Origin of the sequence: Pseudomonas sp. FG1, from assembly GCF_034313875.1 — a bacterium.
GTDB classification, from domain to species: Bacteria; Pseudomonadota; Gammaproteobacteria; order Pseudomonadales; family Pseudomonadaceae; genus Aquipseudomonas; species Aquipseudomonas veronii.
Map to the genome: position 1 here is coordinate 5,037,614 of NZ_JAVIWP010000001.1, position 22,757 is coordinate 5,060,370.

Annotated in this window: 17 protein-coding genes and 2 riboswitches; of the genes, 4 read left to right on the forward strand and 13 right to left on the reverse strand. The window is 61.4% G+C overall.

The genetic code is table 11. The features are described 5' to 3' along the window. Nucleotides 1-11: 11 nt before the first annotated feature. The gene (locus tag RGV59_RS22960; RefSeq protein ID WP_079443633.1) at nucleotides 12-959 is read left to right on the forward strand and encodes a DUF1853 family protein; all 948 of its coding nucleotides are present in this window, start codon (nucleotides 12-14) and stop codon (nucleotides 957-959) included. Nucleotides 960-991: 32 nt separating this feature from the next. Here RGV59_RS22960 and RGV59_RS22965 read toward each other — a convergent pair whose 3' ends face one another. From RGV59_RS22965 to cobW, 13 genes are all read right to left on the reverse strand, one after another. Further along, nucleotides 992-4,285, reverse strand: coding sequence for an ImcF-related family protein (locus tag RGV59_RS22965; RefSeq protein ID WP_416152040.1), 3,294 nt, complete (start codon nucleotides 4,283-4,285; stop codon nucleotides 992-994). Next, nucleotides 4,282-5,442 (reverse strand): hypothetical protein, encoded by a 1,161-nt coding sequence (locus tag RGV59_RS22970; protein ID WP_219730913.1) that lies wholly within the window; start codon nucleotides 5,440-5,442, stop codon nucleotides 4,282-4,284. Before RGV59_RS22970 ends, RGV59_RS22965 begins: the two co-directional genes overlap by 4 nt. A gap of 2 nt (nucleotides 5,443-5,444) precedes the next feature. After that, nucleotides 5,445-5,798: a PAAR domain-containing protein gene (locus RGV59_RS22975; RefSeq protein ID WP_226926366.1), complete on the reverse strand. Its 354-nt coding sequence runs from the start codon at nucleotides 5,796-5,798 to the stop codon at nucleotides 5,445-5,447. A 55-nt stretch (nucleotides 5,799-5,853) separates the two neighbouring features. After that, nucleotides 5,854-6,219, reverse strand: coding sequence for a YceK/YidQ family lipoprotein (locus RGV59_RS22980; RefSeq protein ID WP_158243629.1), 366 nt, complete (start codon nucleotides 6,217-6,219; stop codon nucleotides 5,854-5,856). A 116-nt stretch (nucleotides 6,220-6,335) separates the two neighbouring features. Further along, nucleotides 6,336-7,118 (reverse strand): hypothetical protein, encoded by a 783-nt coding sequence (locus RGV59_RS22985; protein WP_322247147.1) that lies wholly within the window; start codon nucleotides 7,116-7,118, stop codon nucleotides 6,336-6,338. A 32-nt stretch (nucleotides 7,119-7,150) separates the two neighbouring features. Next, nucleotides 7,151-7,930, reverse strand: a complete 780-nt coding sequence (locus tag RGV59_RS22990; RefSeq protein ID WP_322247057.1) for a hypothetical protein — start codon at nucleotides 7,928-7,930, stop codon at nucleotides 7,151-7,153. A 227-nt stretch (nucleotides 7,931-8,157) separates the two neighbouring features. Then, entirely contained in the window at nucleotides 8,158-10,251 is a 2,094-nt protein-coding gene (locus RGV59_RS22995; protein WP_102618979.1) for a lipase family protein, read from the reverse strand. Next, the gene (locus tag RGV59_RS23000; protein WP_126587381.1) at nucleotides 10,248-10,796 is read right to left on the reverse strand and encodes a hypothetical protein; all 549 of its coding nucleotides are present in this window, start codon (nucleotides 10,794-10,796) and stop codon (nucleotides 10,248-10,250) included. Before RGV59_RS23000 ends, RGV59_RS22995 begins: the two co-directional genes overlap by 4 nt. 13 nt (nucleotides 10,797-10,809) lie before the next feature. Next, complete coding sequence (locus RGV59_RS23005; RefSeq protein WP_416152041.1) at nucleotides 10,810-14,166, reverse strand: type VI secretion system Vgr family protein; 3,357 nt, start codon at nucleotides 14,164-14,166, stop codon at nucleotides 10,810-10,812. A 110-nt stretch (nucleotides 14,167-14,276) separates the two neighbouring features. Next, entirely contained in the window at nucleotides 14,277-14,879 is a 603-nt protein-coding gene (locus RGV59_RS23010; protein WP_102618975.1) for a vWA domain-containing protein, read from the reverse strand. Between the two features lie 53 nt (nucleotides 14,880-14,932). After that, nucleotides 14,933-15,934: an ATP-binding protein gene (locus tag RGV59_RS23015; protein WP_126586685.1), complete on the reverse strand. Its 1,002-nt coding sequence runs from the start codon at nucleotides 15,932-15,934 to the stop codon at nucleotides 14,933-14,935. Continuing rightward, a complete protein-coding gene (gene cobN, locus RGV59_RS23020) occupies nucleotides 15,934-19,695 on the reverse strand; it encodes a cobaltochelatase subunit CobN (protein ID WP_322247058.1) in 3,762 nt (1,253 codons plus the stop codon). The genes RGV59_RS23015 and cobN overlap by 1 nt, the downstream gene beginning before the upstream one ends. A gap of 3 nt (nucleotides 19,696-19,698) precedes the next feature. Further along, on the reverse strand, nucleotides 19,699-20,760 hold the full coding sequence (gene cobW / locus RGV59_RS23025) for a cobalamin biosynthesis protein CobW (RefSeq protein ID WP_017846596.1): 1,062 nt from the start codon (nucleotides 20,758-20,760) through the stop codon (nucleotides 19,699-19,701). 91 nt (nucleotides 20,761-20,851) lie between these two features. Beyond that, nucleotides 20,852-21,052: riboswitch (cobalamin riboswitch) on the reverse strand. Nucleotides 21,053-21,093: 41 nt separating this feature from the next. Beyond that, nucleotides 21,094-21,304, forward strand: a riboswitch (cobalamin riboswitch). A 96-nt stretch (nucleotides 21,305-21,400) separates the two neighbouring features. Between cobW and RGV59_RS23030 the strand changes: the two genes are divergently transcribed. From RGV59_RS23030 to RGV59_RS23040, 3 genes are read left to right on the forward strand one after another with little or no spacing between them, the layout of a single operon-like run. Continuing rightward, nucleotides 21,401-21,589: a CbtB domain-containing protein gene (locus RGV59_RS23030; protein WP_017846597.1), complete on the forward strand. Its 189-nt coding sequence runs from the start codon at nucleotides 21,401-21,403 to the stop codon at nucleotides 21,587-21,589. An 11-nt stretch (nucleotides 21,590-21,600) separates the two neighbouring features. Next, on the forward strand, nucleotides 21,601-22,305 hold the full coding sequence (locus tag RGV59_RS23035) for a CbtA family protein (RefSeq protein WP_017846598.1): 705 nt from the start codon (nucleotides 21,601-21,603) through the stop codon (nucleotides 22,303-22,305). Then, nucleotides 22,302-22,694 carry a cobalamin biosynthesis protein gene (locus RGV59_RS23040; RefSeq protein WP_046484972.1) on the forward strand — a complete coding sequence of 131 codons (393 nt, stop codon included), beginning with the start codon at nucleotides 22,302-22,304 and terminating at the stop codon, nucleotides 22,692-22,694. The genes RGV59_RS23035 and RGV59_RS23040 overlap by 4 nt, the downstream gene beginning before the upstream one ends. Nucleotides 22,695-22,757 lie beyond the last annotated feature (63 nt).

Sequence of the window (22,757 nt, forward strand, 5' to 3'; positions counted from 1 at the left end):
ATGCTCGGACCATGACCGTGTTCCCCGACTTGCACAACCTGCCCCGCCAACTGCGCCATCCCGAGGTGCGCGACCTGGCGTGGGTGATGCTCGCCCCGCCGATGCTCGCGCAAACGCCGTGGCCGCAACGCCATCCGCTGGCCGGCAGCGACTGGGTACAGGCGCCCGACCGTCTCGAACACTGGCTGCGGCAATTGGACCAGGACAGCAGCCCCCTGCAGCATTGGCTGAACCTGGCACGCACCCGGCGCCTGGGCCTCTACTACGAACGCCTGTGGCAGTTCGCCGTGCAGCATGCGCCGGGCGTGGAACTGCTGGCAGCCAACCTGCCGATCCGCCGCGCCGGGCATACCCTGGGCGAACTGGACATGCTGCTGCGCGACCGCGAGGGCGTGCATCACCTGGAACTGGCGATCAAACTCTACCTCGGCCCGCAGGACGGCAATGGCCAGGACACCGCGCAGTGGCTGGGGCCGGGCTGTCATGATCGGCTGGATCGCAAGCTGGCGCACCTGGCCCAGCATCAGTTGCCGATTTCGGCACGACCGGAGAGCCGCGAGGTGTTGGCCGCGCTGGGCATCGCGCAGTTCGATGCCCACTTGTGGCTCGGCGGCTATTTGCTTTACCCCTGGCCTGGCCAGGCTGAACCGCCCTATGGCGCTCACCCGCAGCATTTGCGTGGGCGCTGGCTGCATCAGCGTGATTGGCGGGACTTTGTCAGCGCCAGCGCGCCCGGCCGCTGGCAGCCCTTGCCCCGACATGCGTGGCTGGCGCCAGCGCATTACCAGGCAGAAGCGGTGTGGAGCGAAGAACAGATGCTGGAATGGCTGGCGGACCTGGCACCGATGGCACCGGCTCAGTTGCTGGTGCGACTGGTTCAGAACGGCGAGGAGTGGGAGGAAGCCGAGCGGTTGTTTCTGGTGGCGGATCTTTGGCCGAATGTGCCGGGCACTCCCTGACCTGCAAGGAGCGGTCTCACCGACTCGAAGGCTCAGCCCTCATTGAGAAATATCTGTTGCGGCAACCTGAAGTCACGCAGCTTGAGCAACGCCAGCGGCCCCGCATCCAATTCAGTGCGCAGGTGCCATGTCAGGCTCAGGCCGTCGGGCGCCTTGAGGGCCAGGCGGTAGCGGCTGTTGCCGTCGTCCAGTGGCGTGACCTGGGCGTTTTCCAGCAGGCGGATCAGGCCCCAGGTGCCGGGGTAGTCGCCAAATAGCCGCTCGCCGGCATGCACGCTGGTCCAGCTGAGGCTCACGCCGGGATAGTCGCTGCGCCCCGGCCAGTTGAAACGCTGCCAGCTTTCTTTCTGGTTGAAGTACTGGTGCCGGTCGCCGTTGAGGATGAAGGTGGTTTGCACCACGTCGCGCACGGGTTTGCCTTGCAGTTCAAAGCTCAGCCCCACGCCGCCGTCGGTGTAGAGCACATCGGCCAGTTCGCTCAGTTGATTGATCGCGCGCAGAAACTGCGGGTTGAAGCGCAGGCCTTGGCTGTGGCGCGGATCGGCTACCCAACGGCTACCTTCCTTGCGCAGCACGCCGCTCAATTGCTGCTGTAAAAACTGTGCGATGCGCCCGGAGTCCGCGCGGATCATCTGCCCCAACATCGGCAACGAGGCGTCGCTGGTGGTGGCGGCAAACGGGTAGCGGCTGGCGAAGGCGGCGTTCCAATGGCTGACGATCGAGCGCTGCCAGTGGCTGTTGAGGCCCGCGGCGGACGGTTGCAACACGCGTTGCCAGGCCTGTTCCAGCGGCTGCACGAACAGCGTCTGCGCCGCCCCGCCCCACTCCGCGCCCAGGCTGGCGGCCAGCAGGGCACCGTAGGATTGGGTGTCGGTGAGGTCGATGCTGCGGCCTTGAAACACGCTTTGTGCCAGGGCCTGAGTCATTTCCAGCGGGTCGGGCGCGGTGCTGATCTGCTGCAGTTTCAAACGCACCCGTGTCACGCGGGTGAGGAAGGCAGGGAGACTGAGGCCGTCCGTGTTGGACTTGTCCAGCAGCGCCAATAACGGGCCGAAGGTCGCCGCCAGCGGCCCCGTGGCGGCCTGGGCCAACGGTTCGATCGCTGGAGCCTTGTCCGGTCCGATCAGCTTTTGCGCGGACTGCACCAGCGAGTCGGCCAGGGCCTGGGGTCGGCTGCCCGCCTGCGCCTGGTAGGCCACGCTGTTCAGCAGCGCGATCAAGGGCGATTGGCGCACGTCGCTCATCAGCGTCAATTGGTCGATTGACTCATCGAGACTCGCGGCCTGCTGCCAGCGCAGGCTGTTGAGCAGATCCTGCCAGGCGCTGGCGTAGTCCTGGAAGTAGCGTTCGGTAAGGCGGGCGCGCAGTTGGTCAGGGCTCAGGCGGGTGTCGACATCGGCGGGTTGGTCGCTGAGCACCCAATCGATTTCCTCGCGGCGCGCCTCGGCGATCGCATCGATGGCGTGGCGCACCGAGCCTTCCCAGGCCCGGCGGGTGAACACGCCGGGCACGCTGGCCTCAGTGGTGAACAGGGCCTGGGCGTCGGTGTCGCCGACCAGTTGCTGCAGGCCCAGGGCCGGGTAGTGATGGGCGGCGTCATCGAGCAGTTGTTGGTACAGATTGGCTTCGGCATTGCGTTGGCCCAGTTGGCCGAGCAGGACCTGCCGGACTTGCGCGACCAGCCGCGCGTCGGTGTCGATGCGCCAAGCCGGGTTTTCCGCCAGGTGTTCAGCGTAGAACTGCCACAGAGTGGGGCCCAGGGCTTGCCAGAGGCCCGCGCGGGAAGGCTCGACTTCGCCGAGGGTTTTCACCAGCAGACTGGCGTCGGCTTTTGCCGGACGCGCCATCATCAGGTAGGCCTTGAGCTGGTCGTAGGCAGCACGGGCGCGTTCGGCGCGCTCGGGATTGTCCGGGGCCAGCTTGACCAGGGCCGTGAGCTGTTGGCGTAAAGCGGCGACGGCCGGGTCGCGGATCAGGCGGTTGTTGGCTTCGACGTAGCGCGGCCACACGGTTTCAAGCAAAACTGGGTTTTGATTCAGGCCGAAGCGCTGGTACCACGGAGCGCCGCCTTGAACGCGATCATCCAGGCGCGCCAATTCGCGGACCAGTTCATGAAGGGCCCGGAGCTGTTCGTCGCCTTGTGATGCGCGCTGCAAGGTCGACAACGAGCTGTGTAACTGGGCGATCTGCGTGCGGTTGCTGATGAATGACAGCAGCAGTCCTGCGCTCCACAGCATGGCTAGGCCGAAAGCCAATGCGTAGCCAACTCGCGGCACGCTCCAGCCCAGCCGACGGCCACGGGGGTTATCGCCGAGTACGCCATGCCACACCGGGGCCACCGACCACTCATGTTGGCTATCATGCGGCGAGCGCTGGACCGGCAGGCTGAACCACACCCCCCGCAACGGCACGCCACGGGCAAATTCGCCGGCCAGGTGCGCCAAGGTGTGACGCCAACGATCAATGCCCTCGCCCTTTAAATCCCGCGACAGACGCAGCAGAAAATCATCCTTCATCACCGCGTTCATCTGCGCCAAACCCGCGCGACGCAAAGGCTCCAGCAAACGATTCAACGCGGCGTCCAATGCCGCCGCCGAAAAGCGCGCGGGCAACTGACAGCCCACCGGCTGCGCTTTGCGCGTGTCCTGCGCCCACGCACTGCCGCAGACCTGCCAGAGAGATAACGGCAACTGCCAGCGCAAGTCACGGGCAAGGCGCTGCACCTGGCGTACACCTTTGCCCATCGCGACATCGTCGGCGGCCTGGGTTTCGTTCAGCGCCCAGACGACTCCGTCCAGCGCACGCCAGCGGCTGAGGCCGCTCCAGCGCTCAGGGAATGATTGATCCAGCGCGGCCTGCGCACTGCCACCCCACAGCAGGACGGTGCCTTGGCCTTCGAGCCATTGGTGAGCGGCCAGGGTGGGGGCGATGGCTTCGATTTCGGTGGGTTCGCCGATGATGAGCAGCAGGCGGGTTTTGTGGCGCCAGAAGAGGCCGTAGTGCTCGCGTAGGTGCTCGCGCAGCTCTAAGAGGTGAGTAGTCGGTGAGTGAGGCAAAACTATCTGTGAGTCCGCCGGGGGATAGACCTTACCCACACGTCCCTGCTCGCGGTGGTTTTGACGTTTGAGATGCGCTAACCACCGCGGTGCCAGAACGCCGCCCATTGCGATGGCGATGATCAGTAGAAAAACCAACAGTTTGTGGTGATTCTCAGCTAGCCCGATCTGATCGCCAAAACGCCAGATCACCCAGCCCAGAGCGGCTACCAGCATAATGACCCAAACTGCTGCCCCCGCACGGCGCCATGAATTACTCCAAACTTTCATGCCAACTCTCCCGTGACAACAGTGCTCATCCAGTGCTGCGATTCTTCTCGTGCCAATACCAACAAAGGCTCGCGCTGATGCCGGACAATTTCCACACACAGCGCAGTTACTAGCCAGTGGCCGAACGGACCAGATAGCCCGCACAGACTTTCCTGAATCCACCGCTGCTCCACGTTGAGCGAAGCACCATGGGCGCCTGCTACAGCAAGCATTTTTCCGGTCAGTGGCTGCCAGTCGGCGGCGTCGGCCAACATGCCGGTTGCCCGGCAAGCGCTCACTTGGGTTTGCAGAAACAATGGTAATTCGCTGTCCAGCACATCGATATCCAATGGCATTGGCCGCAACAAACCAGCGGTGATCGGTAGCTCCAAGGCGATTGCCAGGCTGTCCGGGCATAGCAGCAAGGCGGCAAGCCCGTCGGAGTAAGAGTCTTCACCGTGAACCTGAAGCACCAGGATCAAGTCGATGACTGCGGTGGCGGCCTTCAACGTTTCATCGATCCACCGGTACGACAATTCGCTAATCAATGTGACCGTTACGGGTAGCGGCAGCCTCATCGTGATGACCAAGCTCTGCTGCCAGGTATCGCGCAAGGCTTCGTATTCGCGGGGATCGGCATCGCTCAGCAGGGTGACCCGGAGTTCCCGCCCCGTCGGCAACGCATGCAGTGCCGGCACCAATGCCTGAATCAACATCTGCAGTCCGGCTTGAGTACGTTCCGGCCCTACAGGCAAAGCCGCAATACGCCGCGCTTGCCCTGTGCGGGGAGGCAAATCAAAGGAACCCTGAGTTAATACACTCGCAGATACCTGATCAGGCAGCAGCACACAACTGGCAGACACTGCCAAGTAGCGCTGCGCCCAAGCCTGCCAGGAACGCTGCACACTTTGCGCCTCCTCCTCCAGAAACTGGCAATGGCTCAACGCAGTCCCATAGGCATAGGCACGCGCAGCGAACGCCAGGATCCAGACCACCAATGGCGAAGCGGACAATGCCCAAATGTTGAGCGTACTCAGTAACGGCATCCGTTCGGAGGTATGCAGCAAAAACAGCAGCACGCAGACCAGTACCGCTATGAGTGCAGCCAATAGCCAACGACCCGGCACAGGCGGTTTTGGAGCTTCCACTACATGAGGTGCCTGACGATCCCAGCCCATGACTAACCCACCCCGCAATCGAGAGCGCTGGAAATCACCTGGCAATCGCACTCGCAGCGGCAGCCGTTGATCACCATCGCCCGATCACCCTCAGACCAGTCCGGGCAGCCATCGACAATCCGGTTGACGCCATGCCCCGGCAGCGGGCAACGAACCTCGTCTCCGACCAGTGCTACTCGCTTGCCATTTACGATCATCGTGGATGAGGCTGATATCACTTCTCCACCATGGGTGGTTTTATCACCCAATAAAACAAATCCCTGGGACATAAATAAAACAATCCAAAACTCGCCCATTGAAAAACAGGCTTCCATAAAAACGATCAGAACATTCGTTAGAGAAATGATCTCGACCAATAAAAACTACTCCCCCCAAAAACGCACGAACTTTTAGCTGACCAGCGCCCAAGCGCTACGTAAACTTTCGCGGACAATTCAGCTCACCGCTGTCAGCATCTAATGCATTCCCAAGAGTCAACGTGTCGAGAACAAAAGAAAAAGGTAAGTCGATAATAGCTAACGGAATAATCAGTCCATTACTCCCCTTGATCAGTGTCCAATCAGTCGCCGCATGAAAATCCAGCTGAACGCCTTGATAAGGGCAAGCAGGGCCATTCATAACTGCCGCCCCTATTGCCGCACAGCCCGAATGCAGTCCGGCAAAAAGTCCTAAAACCCCGAACTTTAAGCGCTTCACACAACCACAGCCCAGACTAACCTCGGCAATATTTTTAAAGCGAGACTGGCCAGCACCCGCAATTAAATTCAAATAAATCATCGCAACCACCCAATACAAATACATGACTAGGTTTTATCTAAGACTCACGTCATCCGACATCCGGAATAAAACATTAAGAGTTAACGGTAAGGCCTGAACAGAAGGAAACATGCGATTCATCGAACCTTCTCCGCAGTCAGGCGAATGGATTGCAGCTTCTTGAAGCTTGGGTCACGACCATCAGCCACCACGCTGCCATCGGGGTAGGTGTAGCGGGTATAGTTACCCTCCTTTTTCACCTTCGGCCCCACTGAATAAAGCACGTAGTCGGCATGCAGCACGGGCTCGAACACCACCTGCCGTGCATTTTTGGCACGGTAATACAAATAAATCTCACCCTCGCCGAATAACCTAGCGAGTTTTTCGTGTCCGCCAAGGAAGTGTTCGCTAACCCTGGGGTAGTAGTCCTTCCTGATCAGCAGATCGCCGCTGACTTCTATCGTCGGCTGAAAAGCAGAACGTCGTTGTGGCAGATGCTGATCGAACATCACGATCACCCCGCCCCCAGGGCCCGCTTTAACATTCTCGCCAAAGTGCGTTGTATTGGCGTAGGTAACGCCAAAAGTCACATTGCTCAGTTGCCACTGGCATCGGCTACCACCATTGATGGGCAACTTGGCCTCATACAGGTCGCTCTGCCCCTGCTGTTGCGGTTGAACCGTAGTGGACAAGTAACCGTCCTCTTCATAAGTGGTCCAGTCTGGCCCGGAGCGTTTGATCGGGCATTTCTCCGAGCGGTACATCACCTGCAAGGGTTCCGCCGCGAGGTTCTGCGGGACCTTCACCACGATGCTGACCTGCTCTCCACCCGGTGGCGGTGCCAAGGTCTGGTTCTGGGCGCAACCGCTGAGGTTGAGCAGCAACAACAAAGCAGCGCTTGTTTGGGTGACGCGCTGCATATGCACGGAGGCATGTTCCATCCATAGCGCTGTCATTGTGATTGCCCCAGACGAATGGATTGCAGCTTCTTGAAGTTTGGGCCACTGCCACCAACCACAACACAGCCGTCAGAATAGGTGAAGATGTTGCGATTACCCTCTTTTTTCACCTTCGGCCCTACCGAATAAACGACGTAGTCAGCATGTAGCAGAGGCTCGAAAACCACCTTTCGCGTCGTTGGAGCTCGATAATACGAATACATTTCACCCTGTCCGACTATCCAAGCGAGCTTTTCATGTCGGCCCAGAAACTGTTCGTTTACCCAAGGGTAGTAATCCTTACGGATCAGCAAGTCGCCACTGACCTCTATCGTCGGCTCAAAAGCAGAACGTTGTTGTGGCAGATGCTGATCGAACATCACGATCACCCCGCCCCCAGGGCCCGCTTTAACATTCTCGCCAAAGTGCGTTGTATTGGCGTAGGTAACGCCAAAAGTCACATTGCTCAGTTGCCACTGGCATCGGCTACCACCATTGATGGGCAACTTGGCCTCATACAGGTCGCTCTGCCCCTGCTGTTGCGGTTGAACCATAGTGGACAAGTAACCATCCTCTTCATAAGTGGTCCAGTCTGGCCCGGAGCGTTTGATCGGGCATTTCTCCGAGCGGTACATCACCTGCATGGGTTCCGCCGCGAGGTTCTGCGGGACCTTCACCACGATGCTGACCTGCTCTCCACCCGGTGGCGGTGCCAAGGCCTGGTTCTGGGCGCAACCGTTTAGGCTGAGCAACAGCAACAAAGCGCCGCTCAGAGGGCTTAGGCGAGCATTCATAGGCTGTGTTCCTCCGTGATCGCTGGCAGTGCGTCGGGAAACTCGACGGTTCTCGCATCTGGGTAACGGGAGGGAATGGGTTGGCTGCCCCTCCCAATTTCCTCGACTACGTGATAGTTCACGTGTTGCACTGGCCCCTGCGCAGGGTGGATCAGAATGTTCATGGTTTTATGTCTTCCCTTATGGCTAGTGTGTTGGGTGGGCTGTTGCACCCCGGATGCGTAGATTCAGGCCTGGGTGATCTCGATCATCACGCCAAATTCGCGCTCGCGGCAGAAGCGCTGCAGGGCTTCAGGACCGCCTTCCAGGTCTTGAGTCATGCGCAAGGCCATGGGTAACAACTTCTGCAAGGCAAGGAACTGCTCGTTGCGGTGTTTTTCCGCTTCGGGGACGCCCACCCCATGCATCTGCGTCTCGAACTTCGCCCGTTGCGCCTTGCGCTCCAGTGGCCGGTCGGGATCGCTCAACTCCAGCAACTGGTTGTGCAAGAAGGGTAAGTAGGCAGCGACCATCGAGTGATCCATCGGGTTACTGCGGAGAGTGCTGCGTTCAGGATTGGTGTGTGACGGAAAGAACCGAGTCAGACTTTCCCGGCTCATCGAGCGAATGAGGGTCTTCTGCTCTTCACGGGCGAAGCGGCTGAACTCATCGTTCAGACTGGGCACCAGATAGAGGCGGGTTCGGTGTGGCAAACGCTTAAGAATGGTGGTGTGGTAAGGCGCGCCCAGGCCTTCTCTACTCCGCTCGGCGGGGTTATTTGAGGCCCGTGACTCCACATGCTGGTCGGCACGGTAGAACATGGCGATTTGGCCGTGATGCCAGTAGGGGTCGCCAAAGCGCACCAGTTTGCCGGCCACCAGTTCACCCACGGACCATATGTAGCCCAGGTCGTGGCCCAGCGGCCCCAGGGCATCGTAAAGCCAGTTATCCAATTCCGCCTCGGGTGGCACGCTGGTGATGGTGTCGGCGTCGTTGACATGGCGAAAGTGGGTCACCGTTTTCAGGCGCTCCAGTGCCTTGGCCGTAAAGGTGCGAGGCATACCATAGGTATAGAGTAGAGGGCTGCGATCTATAAGCTCGGCAGAGTGGATTAGAGCCAGGGCACCACCCAAGCTATGGCCGCAAATAAATAACTTTTGTTCAACTACCGCTTTTTGAATGTCATCAAAGCGCTTAGGAAACAACCTCTTAGCCACCTCAAACGCATGCAAAAACCCATAATGCACACTGCCGACATCAGTCAAAGGCGTACACGCAGACTTCAAGTCACAGCCGCTGCCATCGGCCGGCATCGGGCGGTACAGCACATCCGTCAGCCAGTCCTTGGGTTCCTGTGTCCCGCGCCAGGCCACAACCACTTGTGTCTGGTTGATGCAATAGAACAACTGGGTGTTTTCGATGATGAGCCGCGGAATATCGGAGGCACCCGACGGTCGCTTGGCCTCCAGCGAATCCAGCATAACCGCCGTGGTGTAGCGTTGGTTGAAGGGGACGTCTACCACCAGTGCTGGCAGACGCGTCCCTCCAGAGTCAATCATCACCGGCGTGCGCGACAGGTCCAGGCACTGACGTAAAAAGAACTCCTCCACCGAGCCTGAGACGGTACTGGGATCGGTGCCCGGTCGTTGCTTCAAGATGTTCTGGGCGACAATGCTGTAGGACAGGTTAGCCATCAGCCCAAGGTTATAGGCATTGGCCATGCTGTATTCGGGTTGGTGATGCAGCACCAACGACCAGGCGCGGAAGGGGCAAACTTCCAACACGTGGCGGTGATTCAGCGCTTCGTACTCAACGGTGAAACCGCTGAATGCTGTGTCCGGGAAGTGAAAGGCCGGAGGCCGCTTCGGGTCCTCCAAAGGCGGATCAAGGGTCGGTAATCGGTCGCATAACTGACCGATACGCAGGTAGTGGTAGCGGTGACCTGCCGCGAGTGCCTGCTTCTCGACGGGCGAGAAACCCGAACGCTGCGGGCCATACAATGGGGTGCAGTTGCCGATTACAGGCCGATGCGGTTCGGCACGCAGGGCACGCAAGCGACGGGTTTGCAGCAACTCGGCAAAAGGATCGGCCTGCACCTTCAGGGTGATGGGGATGGGGTGCAGCCCCTCGATACGAATCACGCCCTGAGCATCGCTGAGCCCGGAGCATTCGGGGAAGCACCTCTGTCGGATGGCGTCGTTGATCGCCTGATAAGGCATATTCGCCAGGGGGGCCCCCTGCTCGTCCACCAACTGGAATTCAATCCAATGCTGTTTCTGTTTACCGCCAGTAAACTCCTTGCGCGAATTGAGCGTATCCGTGCGGTGCAGGGAATCATTCATTTATCAACATCTCCTGTGCCATCCTGACTCGATGGATCAGTGTTACGGTTGCCACCGCACGAAGGAATGATCTGGCTTCCATCGGCCAGCCGGGTGTACTGAAGATATTCCATGACTCCGGTCGCAGTTTTATTGACACAGAAGACGGCGTCGTAACTATCAGTAGAGCGATATGCATTACGCAGACTGAATATATAAGTTTGATTAACTTCAAGCAGCAGAGGGCGGGCTTTGATTTTGTAGTTGTCGTACTCGTACCCCTCAGGCACGGTGCCTAAAACGATACAGGCACCTGGACTCAGCTCCAATGGTTTAAATCCCGGCAAAAGGGACGCCCCCCAAGTAGGAGGGTTTCGTGTATAGCTTTCTGTTAATGATACGCGGCTCACTGCAAAGACGCCCTTAGCATTGCTAGGCACGCAAATAGCCGGTTTACCATTAACCGAAACCACATCCCCAGCCTCTCTGCGGCCATATGATGCAGCGTAAACACTTTCGACTACTAACCATGGCAAGCTGAGCGTTAAAAACAGTGCAAATTTCATACGACCCTCCTTTTCAACTTGGAAGATGTTTTTTGTCGGCTGGCTTTTTAAGAAACGACTCGAGTGTCGACGCAAGAAGCGCTGGACTTTTGGTGAAGTTGCGCTCATTCCACACACCGTGCGGATTACCCACCACACAAATCAAATAGTAATCCGAGATGATTTCACCTTGCTGCTCCATGTTGTAGTCCGACAAAACGCTCTGTTCTGTCAGAGCATAGCGATAAGCAGGTGCGCCACGACTTGTAACCACCAACCCCATTCGCTTTACCGGATAACCCAACTGGTACTGCCATACATGGGTCATCTCATGTATAAATAGCGCTTTATCTCGATCATCATCAGTAGCGGAAAAATCATGCCTATAGTACCCAGTACTTGAAGGGTAATACATATTACCGTTAGGAGTTGCAGCCGTATTCTGCCGCCCCAGGAACCCCCACCACCCAGCGTGATGCACCTCAACTTTTGTGTAATCAATAGCATCCTTAAAGATTGTTCCTGCCATGGCAATTTCCCCAAGCGTCAAAGAGCGCTTCTTGCCTCTAGGTAGAGAAACCTCCTTTACCGAGCTACCTATTGCTACCTCGTTAGTTGATACATCACTTGACGTAAGATCAATGACCATTGGGGTTTTAATGCTTTCCGCAGCGCAGCAGAAAGCCCCGAAATCCTCCGTAAGAAAAAGTTCTATTTGCGTGATCCGTGTCGGCTCCTGAGTTTCGAAGCGCTGGGTAAAACCCTGCGCACCTGTCACCCCCTCAAATACATGTCCATCTGCCAGAGTGACCGAATATTTAAAGTTACTTACAAGCTCGCCATCAGGCCCGATCAAGCGAAGCTGTTCGTCATAGCGTGTTACTGATTCTGGTAATTCAATTTTCAGGTCTCCGGGCAATAAGGTATGAACGCTCATCGTCTGCCCATGCTTATCCGTCACTCCATTGAATACCTCACCTTGTTGGGTGGTTATCCGGTAGCGACTAAATGGCAGTGGTGTCTCCGTGTCGTCTTTCAAGGTATAGCCGCCGGAGTAACCCGCTGGCAACAGTGACGCCGGTGTATTGAGGCTGGCGCTGCCAAACTTTTGCACATGGTTAGCTTTTAGATAAATATTGCCTGGCGCCCCTAGCTCTATATCACCGCCCTTTAAACGGATATAGGCACCGCCACAGTTGAGCACCAGTTCTTGCGGGGCGTTGATTTCTATACGACCTTCCAGGCTTTCGATCTTAACGTCGGTCTTTGCCAAAGCATGGAGGTAACTGCCTTGAGCGTGCAGTTCAACTTTGCCTTGGGCCGCCTTGAATTGCAGGTCAGCACTTTGCGCAAGCACGCTGACGCCACCCTCGGCGGCTGCGGTGATATCGTGTCCGGCGCTGATGTCGGCGTTGTGCGCGGCGATGATACCCACGCTCTCTCCTCCGGAAGACAGACACACGGCTTTAGGACTCATTACGCCGATACCCGCCGGGGCATGCAGCAGTAATCCCGATTGCGCCAGCCCTATGAGTGACTGAACCAAATCCAGTTGGCTCTCAATATCGCTAGGCTGCACTCCAGCACTACGAGCTGCCTGCGCCAGAGAGCGCGCCAGCGATAGCGCACTTTTCAGTTGCTCAATGGCAGCCACCATGTCGAGTTGTTCACCCCGAGCCTGGCCTTGGTCATCCGCACTGATAAACAAACCTTTCCCCCCACGAATCGCGCCCCAACTATCCGTGCGCAACTCAAACCCTTCCCCACGCTTTTGTTTCGCGGCATCCACCAAATGCCCCAGGTTCAGCTGGCTCTTACCTCCATACTCAGTACTGACCTTGACGTGCTCCCGCCCCCGCGTGTCATCCATCCGCAGCTTGTTGTTCGCCGGGGTACGCAGCACGTTGCGTTTGTAGTTACGCAAGGTCACATGATCGACATGCTGGCTATCGTGCAACGCGTGCGCGATGTAGGGCCGGTCCGGGTCGCCCTGCTCGAACGCAATCGCCACTTCGGTCCCTGCGATCAACGGCAGGTGCAGGCCGTGGGTATCTCCGGCGTAGGGTCGGGCCAGGCGTAGCCATAGGCTTTCTTCGCCGGGTTTCCAGGTGTCGCGGTCGAACAGGAAGTTGACCTTGTAGCGCCCTTCGAGGTCGATGTGGCCGTAGGGGTCGTTGGCCTGTGGGCTGGTGACGCGGGCCGGGACGGTGCCGGCGATTTGGGGTTTGGGCTGCAGTGCGGGGCGAAAGCACACGGTGTCTGAATAGGGTATGGCCTGGAAGGTGGCGACCAAGCTGCTGTCGCGAGCGGCGGTGGTGGTCAGGCCGGTGATCACCGCGCCCGGTGTGAAGGCTTCGGGCGCGCCGCCGGTGATGTGCAGCACCTGCCCCGGCGCTAACGTGGCGCTGCTGGTGATGCCGCTGAGTTGGGTCTGGGCGTTGAGGTAATGCTCGTGGCGCAGGCGTGCGTAGAAGTAGCCGCTTTCACTGAGCAGGTCTTCGTCCTGATCCAGCCGGTCGCCGAGGGTCGTGTAGGGCTCGGCGTAGTGGTAGGCCTCGCCGTAGGTGCCGCTGGCGCCGCGGCTCTGGTCGATCTCGCCGCTCAGGTGGGCGCCGGCGTCGCGGGGGTGGTAGGTGCGGATATGCACCTGTTGTTCGACCACCCGGTGGTTCGATTGCAGGTGCCACACCGCGTCCTGCCCGCTGCTGCCCAACCCGGATTGCGGGCGATACGGCAGCGCGATGTCGAACTGGTAGAGGCGCTGATCGTCGCAGAACTCGACCACATCGATACCCAGGCGTTCGTCGCTGGTGAAGCGGTACCAGATGCCGACGTCGGCGAGCAGACGGTCGATGAAGGCCAGGTCGCTCTCGCCATATTGCATGACCTGCTCGCGCCTGGGGTAGTCGCGTTTCAGGCTGAACAGAAAATCCTGGCCTTCAAAGTCGTGGCGGCTGCGCAGGATGCTTTCGACGATCTGCGGCACGGATTGATGCTGGTAGACGCGAAATTGTCTACCTTGGCCGAGCAGGGCCAGGCGCGGCTGCAGAGTGATTTCATAACGGGCCTGGTCGTTCGAGCCGGACTGACGCTTGAAGCCGGTGACCACACCGTGCAAGGTGCGCAGCGGTTTGACCGCGGGTGCGCTGAAGCCTGAGGCCGGTGGTTTTTGCGGGGCGGCGTGCAGGCTGAAACGGGCGTCCTGGCCAAGCAGGGTTTCGGCGGCGAGGTCACGTTCGGTGCTGGTGAATTCCACGCGATAGGTGAAGGGCTGGCTCAGGTGTTCGTGGCCGTCAAAGGCCAACACGTCGAGACGGGCTTCGATGTTGCGCACACTCAAGGTGTGCCGGCCATGATCGAAAAGAACCCTCGGCAGTACGCTGGAAGTCATTCCCTTTACTCCTGGACGCGAAAGCCCAGAGAGTAAAGATTTGTTATCGGTGATTAATGTCGGAAGATTCGACTTTACAAGAGCGACACTTCCCGATCTGGTTTTAGAGCCTAAAAACTATCGATATGTCGATAATCCAAGCACAGGCGCTGAGCCAGTTCTCGCGCCCTCCCCAACCGAATCGGCCCGCGCTCGATATCGACCAGCAACCCCGGGCACTCCAGCGATGGCAACGCGGCAATCTCCTTGAGCCGCCCGTCAGTCACCACCAGCAACCGCTGCTGTTCGGCGGGGTAGCGCGTTCTGCGTGCCGCCAGCCATTGCGTCGCCTCGCCCAGCGCGGCCAACAGTGGCGTACCGCCACCCGCGCCGAGCTGATCCAGCCAGCCAGCCAGGCTTTTCGCGGCTTTCAGGCCCTGCACCTGCCACTTCGGCGACTGCCCGCTCGCCGTCAGCAATGCCATGCGCGCCCGCTGGCGGTAGGCGTCATCCAACAGTTGCGCCAATAACCCTTTGGCATCGGTCAATGCACGATGCCGCCGCGTCGACGCCGACGCGTCGACAATCACCAACCATAACTCCTGGGCCGAGCGGCTGCGCAGGTGGAAACGCAGGTCCTCACGAGACTGCGGCCGCCCGCCGAGCAAGGTGCCCGGCCAATTGATAGAGCCCTGCTGCGCGTCGCGCGACTTGCCGTGCCTGCCTTTATCCAGTCGCCCCGCCTTGGGCCGGGCATCCGCCCCCGCGTCAGGTCGGGGGCAGATGCCTAAGGCTTTTTTGGCCAGGCGGGCACGTCTCGGCGAGCGCCCGTGGGCAAGGCCGGTGCGGGCATATCGCCCCACTGGCCTTGGCCGGGTGAAGTGTCGGACGCTTGAGGCGCCTGGCCCTCATGGTTGGGCGGGCTGGGCGGCGGGGACTGCGCCTGGCGACGATGGCGCAAGGCAAACTCGGCCACGGCTTCGATATCTTCCTCGGCGATGGCGGTCGCGCCGCGCCAGGCTGCATGCGCTCTTGCGCCACGCAACCAGACAAGGTCGGCGCGCAAACCATCCACGCCCGCGGCAAAGCAGCGTTGGGTGATCTGTGCCAGCGCCTCGTCATCCAATGCAATGGCCTCGAGACAGGCGCGCGCCCGGGTGCAACGCTCGCGCAGGGCGGCCTGCGATTCGGCCCACAACGCGCAGAAGGCCACGGGGTCGCTGTCGAAGTCGAGGCGCCGGCGGATGATCTGCCCACGCTCGGCCGGCACGGTTTGCCCGCTCAAGGCCACATTGAAGCCGAAGCGGTCGAGCAACTGCGGACGCAACTCACCCTCCTCCGGGTTCATCGTGCCGATCAGCACAAAACGCGCCGCATGCCGGTGGGAGATGCCGTCGCGCTCGATCAGGTTGGTGCCGCTGGCGGCCACGTCCAGCAGCAGGTCCACCAAATGATCGGGCAGTAAGTTGACCTCGTCGACATACAACACCCCACCATCCGCCTTGGCCAGCACGCCGGGTGAAAACTGCGCGCGGCCTTCGCCCAATGCCGCATCCAGGTCCAGGGTGCCGACCAGGCGCTCCTCGGTGGCGCCCAACGGCAAGGTGACGAATTGACCGCTGGCCAACAGGTCCGCCAAGCCACGTGCCAGGGTGGACTTGGCCATGCCGCGCGGGCCTTCGATCAGCACGCCGCCGATCTTCGGGTCGATGGCGGTCAGGCACAGCGCGAGTTTCAGGTCGTCGGCACCGACCACGGCCGACAGCGGGAAATGGGGAATATCAGTCATCAGCTGTCTTCTTCTATATCCAGCAACAGGTTTTCCAACGCCTCGCGATACGCCCCCGGCGCTTGCCACATGCCACGCTGCTGGGCTTCGAGCAGGCGCTCGGTCATGTCCCGCAGGGCATCAGGGTTGTGCTGTTGCACAAAGGCGCGGGTGTCGGGGTCGAGCAGGTAGGCGTCGGCGAGCAAGGCGTATTGGTGATCGTCGATCAGCGCGGTGGTGGCGTCGAAGGCGAACAGATTGTCCACGGTCGCCGCCATCTCGAACGCACCTTTATAGCCATGACGCTTCACGCCTTCGATCCACTTGGGGTTGGCGGCGCGGGCACGGATCACCCGGTTCAGCTCTTCCTTCAAGGTGCGGATCTTCGGCACGTCCGGCTGGCTGTGGTCGCCATGGTAGCTGGCGGCCTTGTCGCCGCTCAGGGTTTCCACGGCGGCGAGCATGCCGCCCTGGAATTGGTAGTAATCGTTGGAATCGAGCAGGTCGTGCTCGCGATTGTCCTGGTTTTGCAGCACCGCCTGCACCTGGCTCAGGCGTTGGGCGAATTGCCCGCGGGCGGCGGTGCCCTCGTCGGCGCCACCATAGGCGTAGCCACCCCAGTTCAGGTAGACCTCGGCCAAGTCCTCGCGGCTTTGCCACAAGCGACCGTCGATCGCGCCCTGCACGCCCGCGCCATAGGCACCCGGCTTGGCCCCGAAAATACGCCAGCCCGCCTGTTTCGCCGCCGCGGCCTCGTCCAGGCCGGACTCAAGCAACGCCTGGCGCTCGCAACGGACCTTGGCGGCCAGCGGGTTCATATCGTCAGGCTCGTCCAGCGCCGCCACCGCTTGTACCGCCGCATCGAACAGGCGGATCAGGTTGGCGAAGGCATCCCGGAAGAACCCGGACACGCGCAAAGTCACGTCGACACGCGGGCGGTCCAGCAGGCTGATCGGCAGGATTTCGAAGTCGTCCACCCGCTGGCTGCCCGTGGCCCACACCGGGCGTACCCCCATCAGGGCCATGGCCTGGGCGATATCGTCGCCGCCGGTACGCATGGTCGCGGTGCCCCACACCGACAGGCCGAGCTGGCGCAGGTGGTCGCCGTGGTCTTGCAGGTGCCGCTCGAGAATCAGGTTGGCCGACTGGAAACCGATGCGCCAGGCAGTGGTGGTTGGCAGGTTGCGCACGTCGACGCTGAAAAAATTGCGCCCGGTGGGCAGCACATCCAGACGCCCCCGGCTCGGCGCGCCGCTTGGGCCCGCCGGCACGAAGCGGCCGCCCAGGGCATCGAGCAGGCCGCGCATTTCCGCCGGGCCGCACCCATCCAGGCGTGGCGCCACGACACTGCGCAGGCTTTCGATGACGGATTTGACGTCCTCCCAACCGGGCTCTTCCAGCTGTTCCAGCGGCCCCGCCAGCGCCTGTTCGATCAACCGTGCAGCGTACAGCTCCAGGCGCTCGCGGGTATCACCGGCGGTGCGCCACCGCTGTGGATCGATGGTTTGCAACACCTCCGGGCAGCGTCCGGTCCAGGGTTCGGCGAGGGCGCAGTCCAGCGGGTCGAAACCCAGCTCGAAGGCCTTGGCCAATACCCGTAACAGGCTCGATTGCGCGCCTCGGCCGTCGCCACGCGGGATACGCAGCAACGCGAGCAAGGTGTCGATACGCAAGCGGCCCTGGGGCGACTCGCCGAAGATATGCAAGCCGTCGCGGATCTGCGATTCCTTCAGGTCACACAGGTAGGTATCCAGGCGCGGCAGCCAGATCGCCGCGTCGGCCTCGCTGTCCAGCTCAAGCTCCTGGTCGATACAGGTTTCGCGCACCAGCTTGAGGATGTCCTTTTGCAGCTCGCGGGCGCGGCGCGGGTCGAGCAATTGCGCTTCGTAGTATTCGTCCGCCAACAGCTCCAGGTCGCGCAGCGGCCCGTAGGTTTCGGCACGGGTCAGCGGCGGCATCAAGTGATCGATGATCACCGCCTGGGTGCGCCGCTTGGCCTGGGCGCCCTCGCCCGGGTCGTTGACGATAAACGGGTAGATATTCGGCAGCGGCCCGAGCAGCGCGTCGGGCCAGCAATTTTCCGACAGCCCTACGCCCTTGCCCGGCAGCCATTCCAGGTTGCCGTGCTTGCCGACGTGGATCACGCCGTGAGCGCCGTAGGTGTGGCGCAACCAGAAATAGAACGCCAGGTAAGCGTGAGGCGGCACCAGGTCCGGGTCGTGGTACACCGCGCTGGCGTCCAACTGATAACCGCGGGCCGGCTGGATGCCGATAAACGTCAAGCCCAGGCGCAGGCCGGCGATCATCAGGCGGCCGTCGCGGCACATCGGGTCGTTGTGCGGCGTGCCCCAGCGTTCCAGCACCGCCTGGCGGTTGGCTTCGGGCAGGCGCTTGAACATCGCCTCGTAGTCGTCCAGGCCCAGGCTTTGGTGGCACGGGCGCAGGTCGAGGTTGTCCAGGTCGTTGGTGACGCCACCGAGCAGTTCGTGGATCAGCGCGGTGCCGCTTTCCGGCAGGATTTCGGGCAGCGGATAACCCTCGGCCTGCAAGGCCCGCAGGATATTCAGCGCCGCCGCCGGCGTGTCCAGGCCGACGCCGTTGCCGATGCGGCCGTCGCGCGTCGGGTAGTTGGCCAGGATCAGGGCGATGCGCTTGTCGGCATTCGGCACCCGCGCCAGTTCGACCCAACGGCGCGCCAGTTCAGCGACAAAGTCCATGCGTTCCGGCGCTGCGCGGTAGCACACCACGTCCGACTGGCTGCGCTCACTGCGCCAGGCCAGGTCCTTGAAGCTGATCGGTCGGCTGATGATGCGCCCGTCCAGTTCCGGCAAGGCGATGTGCATCGCCAGGTCGCGCGGGCCGAGGCCTTGTTCGCTGACCTGCCAGGCGGGTTGGTTGTCCTGGGCGCAAATCGCCTGGATCACCGGGATATTGCGGCGAAACGGGCGCAAATGCGGCGCTTCGGGGCTGGACTGGGCAAAGCCGGTGGTGTTGAGAATCACCGCCGCCCCGACCTCATCCAGCCAGTCCTCGACCGCCGTCAGGCAGCCGGGCTCCTTCAGACTGGCCACTGCCATCGGCAACGGATTCAGGCCCGCCGCCTGCAGACGCTGGCAGAACACATCGATAAAACCGGTATTGGCCGCTTGCAGATGGGAGCGGTAGAACAGCACCGCCGCCACCGGGCACTCAGGATTCCAATCCAACTGCCAGTCGTTGAGGCACGCATGGGCTTTACGCGGGTGATAAATCGCGCTGCGCGCCAGGGTTTGCGGCTCGGCCCAGGCATAGTCGCGGCCCAGGTAGGCGCTGGCCAGGCAGCGATAAAAATCCAGCGCATTACCCAGGCCGCCCTGGCGCAGGAACTGCCACAGGCGGTCACGCGCTGCGGCATCCACGGTGCTGAGGCCGCTGAGTTCCGGGTCGGGGCGGTCATCCCCCGGCACCAGGATCAGCGTGACCCCGCGCTCGGCCAACGCCACCAGGCGCTCGACGCCGTAACGCCAATAGCCGATGCCGCCGTGCAGGGAAATCAGGATGACCTTGGCGTGGCGCAGCACTTCATCGACGTACAGGTCCACCGATGCATGGTTCTGCACCTGCATCGGGTTGGCCAGGCGCAGGCTCGGGTAATCCTCGGGCAACTGCTGGGCCGCTTCGGCCAGCAGCGCCAGGCTGGAGTCGCCGCTGCACAGGATCACCAGCTCGGCGGGGGTTTGCCCAAGGTCGGCAATGTTGTCGTCCGCGACGAAACCGCCGGGCTGGGTCCTGAGCAGGTGCATGGGTTAAACGCTGAGGGCGGCGCGCAATTGCGCTTCGAGGCCCGCCGCGTCGAGGTCCTGGCCGATCAGCACCAGGCGCGTGATGCGCGCTTCGTCGGCGCTCCAGGCGCGGTCGAAGTGTTTGTCGAAGCGCGTGCCCACGCCCTGGATCAGCAGGCGCATCGGCTTGTTCGGGATCGCCGCGAAGCCTTTGACGCGCAGGATGCCGTGCTGCACCACCAATTGGCTCAGGGCGTCGAGCAGCAGGGCTTCGTCGGACTGGGGCAAGTCGATGGAAATGGAGTCGAACGCATCGTGATCATGATCGTCTTCGCCTTCGTGATGATGATCGTGATGGCTGTGGCGGCCGTCGATGTGCTCTTCGGAGCCGGCGCCCAGGCCGATCAGCACGTCCAGCGGTACCCGACCGCTGCTGGCTTCGATGATCTTCACCGCCGGCGGCAACTCTTCGGCGACTTCCAGGCGCACGCGGGCCAGGTCGTCGGGGCTGATCAGGTCGCACTTGTTGAGGATCACCAGGTCGGCGCTGGCCAGTTGGTCGGCGAACAGTTCATGCAGCGGTGATTCGTGGTCCAGGTTCGGGTCGAGTTTGCGCTGGGCGTCGACCTGATCCGGGAAGGCGGCGAAGGTGCCGGCCGCCACGGCGGGGCTGTCGACCACGGTGATCACCGCATCGACCGTGCAGGCGTTGCGGATTTCCGGCCACTGGAACGCCTGGACCAAAGGTTTTGGCAGGGCCAGGCCGGAGGTTTCGATGAGGATATGGTCAAGGTCGCCGCGACGGGCAACCAGTTCGCGCATCACCGGGAAGAACTCTTCCTGCACGGTGCAGCACAGGCAGCCGTTGGCCAGTTCATACACGCGGCCGTTGGCTTCTTCCTCGGTGCAGCCGATGGAGCACTGCTTGAGGATTTCACCGTCGATGCCCAGCTCGCCGAACTCGTTGACGATCACCGCGATGCGACGGCCCTGGGCGTTATCGAGCATATGGCGCAGCAAGGTGGTTTTGCCCGAGCCGAGAAAGCCGGTAACGATGGTGACGGGGAGTTTGGCCAGTGTTTTCATCGGATGCCCTTGGGGGCGGGCATACGGGACGATAGGCCCTGCGCGACGCGCAGCAGCAGATTTCGTCACCGGATCACCCCGCCCGGTTGAATTGAAAAATCGGTTGCGAGGCAGGTCTCCTGGCTTGGGGCTTGCGGGTCTTGCGACCGGCGCTGGCTGCGCCTTCCCGCCTTGATGGCAGTGGCGTGGCAGTCAGATAAACCCTTCACAGTTGCGGGGGCAGCCGCGGCTTGAACCGCGTTCCCTTCTTAGCTCCGGCCTGGGCCGAAGAACCTCGAGGGTGCAAGGCTACAGGGGCTCAGTCAATTTGACTACCGTCGCCCTGCATGCTTTCCTACACACCTTGTTTCGGGTGCCCTTCACAGGGTGAAACGGGAAACCGGTGCGTCATAGCGATATGACCAGTCCGGTGCTGCCCCCGCAACGGTAAGCGAGCGAAGCGTCACGGCCACTGTGCTTTGTGCATGGGAAGGCGATGCTTTCAGGACTCAGTTCAAGAGCCCCCTCGCAAGCCCGGAGACCGGCCCGAAAAAAATCATCTAACAAACCCGCGGTGGGCGGGCGCTGTTTGAACCCTGCGTGCCTGGCTCGCGGGTTTTGCATGCGCTCGTGTCACCCTGAACCCCTGAAGGGACGCGCCATGTCGATCATCAGCAGCACCTCGCCTAGCACCAGCAGCACCGCCACCCTGAGCCAACGCCTGGGCGCCGCCATCGGCGCGTCGATCCTCGGCGCATGCCTGGTGTATTTCGCCGGGTTCTCGCATATCGAAGCGGTACACAACGCCGCCCACGATACCCGCCACAGCGCCGCGTTCCCGTGCCATTGAGACCTGCCGACATGATCAAGCGTATTGCGCAAACCGCAGGTTTCAGTGGGCTGCTGGCCGCCCTGTTGTTGACCTTGCTGCAAAGTTTCTGGGTCGCCCCGCTGATCATGCAGGCGGAAACCTTTGAAAAAGCCCCAGCCGCGACACAAGTGGCACACGAGCACGCCGCTGGCACCGCTGCACACACCCATGACGCCGAAGCCTGGGAGCCGGAAGACGGCTGGCAGCGCGTGCTGTCGACCACCGGCGGCAATCTGGTGGTGGCGGTCGGTTTCGCCTTGATGCTCGCCGGGCTCTACACCCTGCGCGCGCCGACTCGCACGGCTCAAGGCCTGCTGTGGGGCCTGGCCGGTTACGCAACCTTCGTGCTGGCGCCAACCCTGGGCCTGCCGCCGGAATTGCCGGGCACTGCCGCTGCCGACCTGGCACAACGGCAGATCTGGTGGATCGGCACGGCGGCCTCAACCGCGGCCGGTATCGCGCTGCTGGTATTCGGTGGCAACTGGCTGCTCAAGGCGCTGGGCGCGGCGATCCTCGTGGTGCCTCATGTGATTGGCGCTCCGCAACCTGAAGTGCATTCGATGCTGGCCCCTGAGGCCCTGGAAGCACAGTTCAAGATCGCCTCGCAACTGACCAACATCGCGTTCTGGTTGGCGTTGGGGCTGATCAGCGCCTGGTTGTTTCGCCGCAACCGCGACGATCGATACACCGCATGACCCTCGTGGTCGGCCTGGGCTGCCAGCGCGGCTGCGAGTTTCAAGCCCTGCTGGACCTGCTGAACGCCGCCCTCGCCGAGGGCGGTATCGAGCGCCATCGCATCACCGCCCTGGCCAGTCTTGATCGCAAGCAGGATGAACCGGGCTTGCTGGCCCTGGCCCAATGGCTGAACCTGCCGCTGCACTGCTTCAGCGCGGCGCACCTGGCGATGTATGACGACCGCCTGAGCCACAGGTCTGCCGTCGCCTTTGCCCATACCGGTTGTTACGGCATCGCCGAAAGCGCCGCCCTGGCCCTGGCCGAACAACTCGGCGGCGCCCCTGCGCGCCTGTTGGTCCCGCGCAAAAAATCCGCCCGGGCCACCTTGGCATTGGCCTGCGTCGACTGAAACCGCGATAATCGCCGCTTCCGATCATGAGCGTTCCTCATGCTCGCGCGTTTTTTCACAGGA